The organism is Longimicrobium sp. (genome assembly GCF_036280135.1).
Classification (GTDB): domain Bacteria; phylum Gemmatimonadota; class Gemmatimonadetes; order Longimicrobiales; family Longimicrobiaceae; genus Longimicrobium.
Genome location: NZ_DASURI010000990.1, coordinates 1 through 7,667 on the forward strand (window position 1 = coordinate 1; position 7,667 = coordinate 7,667).

4 protein-coding genes are annotated in these 7,667 nt (G+C 70.0%); 3 read left to right on the plus strand and 1 reads right to left on the minus strand.

From position 1 onward, the window contains the following. The 3 genes from VFZ20_RS31825 to ligD all read left to right on the plus strand — a co-directional run. The coding region (locus VFZ20_RS31825; protein WP_329688011.1) for a HEAT repeat domain-containing protein at window positions 1–1,476 on the plus strand (1,476 nt) is incomplete at its 5' end. A gap of 1,112 nt (window positions 1,477–2,588) precedes the next feature. Beyond that, a complete protein-coding gene (locus VFZ20_RS31830) occupies window positions 2,589–3,641 on the plus strand; it encodes a Ku protein (RefSeq protein ID WP_329688012.1) in 1,053 nt (350 codons plus the stop codon). A gap of 12 nt (window positions 3,642–3,653) precedes the next feature. Then, window positions 3,654–6,452 (plus strand): DNA ligase D, encoded by a 2,799-nt coding sequence (gene ligD, locus VFZ20_RS31835; protein ID WP_329688013.1) that lies wholly within the window; start codon window positions 3,654–3,656, stop codon window positions 6,450–6,452. Window positions 6,453–6,541: 89 nt separating this feature from the next. Here the strand turns inward: ligD and wrbA are convergent, their stop codons facing one another. Next, the gene (gene wrbA / locus VFZ20_RS31840) at window positions 6,542–7,147 is read right to left on the minus strand and encodes an NAD(P)H:quinone oxidoreductase (protein ID WP_349264153.1); all 606 of its coding nucleotides are present in this window, start codon (window positions 7,145–7,147) and stop codon (window positions 6,542–6,544) included. Window positions 7,148–7,667 lie beyond the last annotated feature (520 nt).

The window sequence follows — 7,667 nt, forward strand, 5'->3', positions numbered from 1 at the left end:
GTGGGCGCCATGCAGGCGCTCGCCCCCCGTGGCATCTACCTGAGCACGACGGCCGGCGGCGTCTACAAGCCGGCCCCGCGCACCCCGCCCGCGCCCGTCGCGGAGGCCCCGGCCCCCGAAGCCGCCGATCGGCCCGCATCCGCCGAAGCGCCTTCCGCGGAAGCTCCAGCATCCGCTCCGTCCGCCGACGCGCCATCCGCGCCGCCCCCGGCCGAATCCGTCGCATCCGCCCCGTCGGCTCCGGCCGACTCGGCCGCGCCGGCCGTGCCCGCATCGGGCGCGGCGGTGTGGGACGAGGACATCGAGAGCACGGAGCTGGCGGAGTTCGAGATCCTGGACACGGCGTTCGATCCGGGTCCCGGCACGCCGTCCGGCCCGGCGCCGGCCACGACGAGCGCGCCCGCGGCCGGCGGGGCGGGGGAGCCCCCGCGCGACGAGCCGCCCAGCAGCGACATGTACCACTTCTTCCGCGCCACGGGCACCGGCCCCGTGGACCAGGCGGAAGCCCTGCCGCGGCTGCTGCACGAGGCGGAGAACGTCACGCGCTTCGACGAGCTGGCGGACGCGGCCGCGCGCACGGCGCTGTCCCTGGTCCGCTCGGACTCGCACGGGCAGGCCGTGGAGCTGCTGGACGCGCTGATGCGCGAGGCCGAGCGCCCGGACCGCAACCGCTTTTTCCGCGAGGCGGCCGTCCAGGCCCTGCGCCGGGCGGGGACGCCCGACACGCTGCACCGGCTGGCGGAGCTGTTGCCGTACGGCGGCGCCGAGCGCGAGCGCATCCTGCGCTTTTTCGTCTTCATGGGCGCCGACGCGCTCCTCATGCTCGAGGGGCTGCTGCACCGCACGGCGGACCCCGAGCTCAAGGCCGCCGTCTTCCGCGCGCTCATCGGCGTGGAGGGGCAGGCCGACAAGCTGATCGCGCACGCCGTGCAGGACCCCGGCCCCGTGAAGACGCGCACGCTGCTGGAGCTGGCCGGCCAGGCGGGCGTGGACCCCGAGTTGGCCCGCCGCTGGGCCGCGGAAGCCGCCGGCCATCGCGACGCCGGCGTGCGCGTGGAGGCGGCGCGCGGCGCGGCGGCGCTGGGCGGGCGCGGGGCCATGCGGGTGCTGGTGGACCTGCTGGGCGATGGCGAGCGGCTGGTGCGCCGCGAGGCCATCCACGGCTTGGGCACCCTGGGCGATGCCGCGGCCGTCCCGTTCCTGGCGCGCCTGCTGAGCGACTCCGACGAGGAGCTGCAGTGCATGGCCGCCGCCGCGCTGGGCCGCATCGGCTCGCCGGAGGGGCTACCGCCGCTGCTGGGCGTGGTGAACAAGCGCTCGCTGCTCACGCTCAAGAAGGCCACGCGCCCCAAGATCGCCGCGCTGAACGCCATCTCGCGCCTGCACACGCCCGCCGCGCGCGACGCGCTGCAATCCGTGGCCGGCGGCCGCGACGACTTGGCCGAGGAGGCCCGGCGGCTGCTGGCGGCGATGTGACGGCGAACGGCAGGGAATAGGGAATAGGGAATAGCCTGCAACGGCCTTGCGCGGGCAAACCCGCTCTCCGGAATGCCATAGCCCCGTCCGACGATGTTCGGACGGGGCTTTTCAACATCTCCACAGGATAGTTATGTAAACTTGGATACGCTGCGATCGGCGCGCAGGTGACCGGCGGTGTACTCCACCAACCCTCTCTGGGGCAGTCCGCGCAGGCGGACTTCGTGCCTTTCCAGCGGCGAATTTATTCGCTCCGGCTGGGGCCGCGCCGCGATCACACGACCCGATGCGCAATCGAGAGATCACCCGCTGCCGAACGGGATGACGCCGAGCCAACCGCGGACAAATCATCTGATGCGGGACGGTGGCCGTTGATCCGAAGCACGTGTAACGAGAGACGACGGAGCGGGGAACCCCGTACGCGATCACGCATCCGTTACCGATCCACCTGGACCAGCTCCGCGCCGGAAGAGTCCACTTCCCAAACTTTCCGCCGAATCAGCAGAGCGAGAATGACACACGTGGGGCACACGCGCCCCGCAATTCGCGGCGCATCCGGCACGCTGCGGCCCATCGCGCGAAAGACGGAGTTCGCGATTTCCGGCGGCGACTGGAATCGCCGGGATCATCCGGGTGCCTGCGGATCGCGCCGAACGCTCCATCCGGCCGCCCCCGGCGCCGCGATCGACGACATCCAGCCCCGCGGACGAGCCGATCCGCCGGACGACGCCTCAATGGCCATCCTGGGTCATCCGGGGCGCCCGCATGGACTCCAAACCGGGATTCGGCATGACGCAGCCGCAAAACCGGCCTTCGAAAATCGCGCAGGACGCGCGATCCGCCGCCCACGAGACCAACCACACGCCTCACGGGGCGAGAATCGATTGCAGGGCGATTTTCGCGATTTCGACCCCTCACCCACGTTCCGCCACCGCGCGGACGCCCCATCCGCCACCCGCCGGCGGCCTTTCGCGAGGAGCGGGGGAGATTCCCACGCGCCTTCTGCGTTTTCCACACTTCTCCACAGCCTCTAGTTTACATAACGTGTATTATACGAAGTGGAGCAAAGCTTGCTCCTTGGGTCGTTCCCATATCCCCAAGGAGCAACCGACATGGCGCGCGCAATCTGGAAAGGCAGCATCAGCTTCGGACTGGTGAACATCCCCGTGGGCCTGTTCACGGCCGCGTCGCCCGACGAGCTGAGCTTTCGCCAGCTGGACCGGCGGAACATGTCGCCCATCGGCTACCGCAAGTACAACAAGACCACGGGCGACGAGGTCGAGTCCGAGGAGATCGTAAAGGCCTACGAGTACGAGAGCGGCCACTACGTCGTCCTGAGCGACGAAGACCTCAAGCGCGCAAACCCCGAAAAGACGCAGACCGTGGAGATCACGGACTTCGTCGACATGGACGACATCAAGCCCGTCTACCTCGACAAGCCCTACTACCTGGGCCCCATCGGCAAGAGCAAGGCGGTGTCCAAGGGCTACGCACTGCTGCGCGAGGCGCTCAGGCGCACCAACAAGGTGGGCATCGCCAAAGTCGTCATTCGTTCCCGTGAATATTTATCCGCCGTCATCCCCCAGGACGACGTGCTGGTGCTGGAGATCCTGCGGTATCCCAACGAGATCCGCGCCGCCGACGACCTGGACGTGCCCCAGGGCGAGCTCACGGACATGGGGATCAACGAGCGCGAGCTGGAGATGGCCGAGCGCCTGATCGAGGGGATGACGGCCGAGTGGGAGCCGGAGCGCTACACCGACACGTACCGCGGCGACCTGATGCAGCTCATCCAGGCGCGCATCGAGAGTGGCCAGACGGACGCGCCCGACGAGACGCCCGTGGACGACGTGGCGGCCGAGGGCGGCGACGTCATCGACATCATGGCCCTGCTCAAGCGCAGCGTGGAGGCCACCACCGGCCGCGACCGCATCGCCGCCGACACGGAACGCCGCCCCCGCAAGTCGAAGAAGGCGGCCGCCGAGGTGGACGACTTCGATCTCGGCGACGCGGACGATGCCGTGGAGGCCGCGCCCGCCAAGTCGTCGAAGCCGGCCAAGGCGTCCGCGGCCAAGGAGAGCGCGTCCAAGCCCGCCGCCAAGGGCAAGGCGGCGCCTTCCACCGCGCCGGCCAAGCCGCGCGGCAAGACGGCCAAGACCGCCTGAGGGGGCGCCTGAATGGGGCTCGACGAATACAAGCGCAAGCGCGACTTTCGCGTCACCGCTGAACCAGAAGGGCACGTCCACCGCTCCGGGGACGTGCTCTCCTTCTGCATCCAGAAGCACGCCGCCAGCCACCTGCACTACGACTTTCGCCTGGAGCTGGACGGCGTCCTCAAGTCGTGGGCGGTGCCCAAGGGGCCCAGCCTGGACGCCGGCGTCAAACGCCTGGCCGTCCATGTGGAGGACCACCCCATCGAGTACGGCGTCTTCGAGGGGATCATCCCCAAGAAGGAGTACGGCGGCGGGACGGTCATGCTGTGGGACCGCGGCACGTGGACGCCGGACGACGATCCCCACAAGGCGTACCGAAAGGGCCACCTTCGCTTTCACCTGGACGGCGAGCGGCTGCGGGGCGGATGGCACCTCGTCCGCTCCCGCCGCGGCGAGGAGGGCCAGAAGGAGCAGTGGCTGCTCTTCAAGGAGGACGACGACGTCGCCCGCCCCGAGGCCGAGGGCATCATCACCGAGGAGATGATGACCAGCGTGGCCACCGGGCGCACGATGGACGAGATCGCCGCCGACGCCGACGCCCGCTGGGATTCGAAAGCCCCCGCCGCCGAGGCGCTCATCCGCGACGGAAAGCCGTCCAAGCCGAAAAAGGCGGCGGACACGGCCGCGAAGAAGCCGGCGAAGTCCGCGTCGAAAACGGCTGGAAAGACCGCGTCGAAAACGGCCGCGAAGTCCGCGTCGAAATCCGCGGGGCCCTCCCCCGCCGAGGGCGTGCCCGGCGCGCGCAAGGCGGCCTTCCCCGCTCCGTTCACGCCGGAGATGGCCACCCTCGTTGACGAGGTGCCCGCCGGCGACGAGTGGATCCACGAGATCAAGTACGACGGCTACCGCCTCGTCGTCATGCTGCAAAAGGGCGAGGCGCGCCTCATCACCCGCAACGGCAACGACTGGACGGATCGCTTTCCCGACACGGCGCGCGCCCTGGCCGCGCTTCCCGCGAAGAACGCCGTGCTGGACGGCGAGCTCGTGGTGCTCACGCGTGAGGGCCGCACGAGCTTTCAGGCCCTGCAGAACGTGCTGAACTCCGGCCGCGGCGCCGAGCTCGTCTTCTACGCCTTTGACCTGGCGTACGTGGACGGGATGGACCTGCGGCGGTCTCCCCTGCTCGCCCGCAAGGAAGCGTTGCGCACGCTGCTGGCCGGCGCGGGCGACGGCGCCGTGCGCTTCAGCGACCACATCGTGGGCCGCGGCGAGGCGTTCTACCGGCAGGCGTGCGGGATGGGGCTGGAGGGGATCATGAGCAAGCGCGCGGATTCCCTCTACGTCCACAAGCGCACCAAGGAGTGGCTCAAGGTCAAGTGCCTGCTGCGCCAGGAGTTCGTCATCGGCGGGTTCAGCGAGCCCAAGGGGTCGCGCTCGCACTTTGGCGCGCTGCTGCTGGGCGTGCACGACGAGAAGAGAAACCTGGTGTACGCCGGCAAGGTGGGCACGGGCTTCGACGAGGCGCGGCTGCGCGAGGTGCACGCGCGGCTCAAGGAGCTCACACGGGCCGATTCGCCCTTCTCCGACCTGGGCCGCCGCGGCCGCGGACCCAGGGACGTGACCTGGATCGAGCCGGAGCTGGTCTGCGAGATCGCCTTCACCGAGTGGACGGACGAGGGCAAGATCCGCCACCCCGTCTTCCAGGGGCTGCGCGAGGACAAGCCCGCGACGGACGTGGTCCGCGAGAACCCCTCCGCCCTGCCCGACGGCGCCGCGCCGGCCACGAAGTCCGATGCGCCGAAGGCAACGGGCCGCGCCCGCGGTGCCGAGCGCGCCACGCGCGACGAGCACCCGGCCGCCCGCACGCGCCCGGTCCCCCCTTCCACGCAGGCACCCGCCGCGCGGGCCCGCGGCGTCAAGGCCAAGGACGTGGACGTGCAGGGCGTGCGCGTCAGCAGCCCCGACAAGGTGCTCTACCCTGCCCTGGGCATCACCAAGCTGGACCTGGCGCGCTACTACGAGGCCGCCGGCGAGTGGATGCTGCCGCACGTGCAGGACCGCCCGCTCACGCTCGTCCGCTGCCCGGACGGGCTGGCCGGCGACTGCTTCTACCAGAAGCATGGCGACCAGCACTTTCACGCCTCCATCGGCCGCGTCCCCATCGCCGAGAACGACGGCGACGAGAAGGTCTACACCTACGTGGACAGCGTGGCCGGCCTCGTGGGGATGGTGCAGATGGGCGTCCTGGAGATGCACACCAGCAACGCCAAGCGGCAGAGCTTCGAAAAGCCGGACCGCTTCGTCATCGACCTGGACCCCGCGCCGGACGTGCCGTGGGCGCGCACGGTGGCGTCCGCGTTCCAGGTGCGCGAGCGGCTGGCGGAGCTGGGGCTGGACAGCTGGGTCAAGACGACGGGCGGCAAGGGGCTGCACGTGGTCGTCCCCCTCGCCCGCCGCGCCGGCTGGGACGACGTGAAGGAGTTCACCAAGGCGTTCTCCGCCGACCTGAGCGCACGCAACCCGGGCAAGTATCTCATCAAGGCGACCATCGCCGCGCGCAAGGGAAAGATCTTCATCGACTACCTGCGCAACGGCCGCGGGGCCACGTCGGTAGGCGCGCTGTGCGTGCGCGCCAAGCCCACGGCCGCCATCTCCGTCCCTCTCGCGTGGGAGGAGCTGAATCCAAAGCTGGACCCGGACGCCTTCACGCCGGACGCCGTCGTCAAGCGCCTGGCAAAGCTCAAGGCGGACCCGTGGGACGGCTACTGGACGTCGAAGCAGTCCATCACCAAGACCATGCGCGCCGGGGTGGGGCTCAAGTAGGCCGCTTCCCTGCCCTTGCGTGGAAACGACGGAGCCGGCGGAGGATGATCCTCCGCCGGCTCCGTCTTCCGTTCAAGCGATGGATTGCGTCAGGACGCGCCGCCGGCCAGCTGCTCGGCCACCTGCACCAGGCGGGTGGCCTGGTGGCGGATGGAGGCCTTGGTCGCGTCGTCCAGCGGCTTGCCGGCGGAAAACGTGGTGCCGTACGGGTTGCCGCCGCTGGCGTAGATCACGGGGTCCGTGTACCCGGGCGGCACCAGGACGCAGCCAAAGTGCATGAACGTCACGTACATCGACAGCAGCGTGGTTTCCTGGCCGCCGTGCGGGTTCTGCGCGCTGGTCATGGCGCTGGCCGCCTTGTTGGCCAGCTTGCCCTCCGCCCACAGCGGCCCCAGCGTGTCGATGAACGCACGCATCTGGCTGGCCATCACGCCGTAGCGCGTGGGCGCGCTGAAGAGGTACGCGTTGGCCCACGCCATGTCGTCGGGCGTGGCCTCGGGGACGTGCGCCGTGCGCTCGGCCTGCGCGCGCCACGCGTCCTGCCCGTTCACCACCCCTTCCGGCGCCGTCTCGCGGCACTTCACCACGCGCACCTCCGCGCCCGCCTCGCGCGCCGCCTCGGCGGCCGTTTCCGCCATCGCGTGGTTGGTGCCGTAGGTGCTGTAGTAGACGATCAACAGTCGAACGTTGCCCATCATCCCCCCCTCAACCGAAGTGGTCCACATCCGCGGGTCCGCGCACGTCGCGCGGCGCCCCTCCGCTCCGTCTGGCGAAGCCGGCAGGACCGCGCGCAAACCCTGCGCCGTGAGCACGGGTGAGCGGCAGGACGCATGGGCGTGCCCTGGGCACCGTCATCGCCGTCATCCCCGAAGCGTCGTGCTGAGAGGGTGTTGCCCAACATTGCCCCGAACGCGTCATCCTGAGGAGCCGCCGCGCAAAACCGGCTTGCGCCGATTCCATGGCGGCGACGAAGGATCTTGCCCGCAAAGCGACAAATGGACTGCGCGCACCAGGGCCGGCTTGTCGCTTCGCACACAAGATCCTTCGGTCGCGCCAACGTGCTGCGGCCCGTTCATTTACGCGCGGCCGCTCCCTCAGGATGACGCTCCCTGACCTCCGTTAAGAGGCAGGTTTGGCAACCCCCCTTCGTGAGGTGTCGTTCGCCGCTTGGCGCACCCAGTGAGGATGAGGCACAAGTTCAACCTCCCCCAGGGT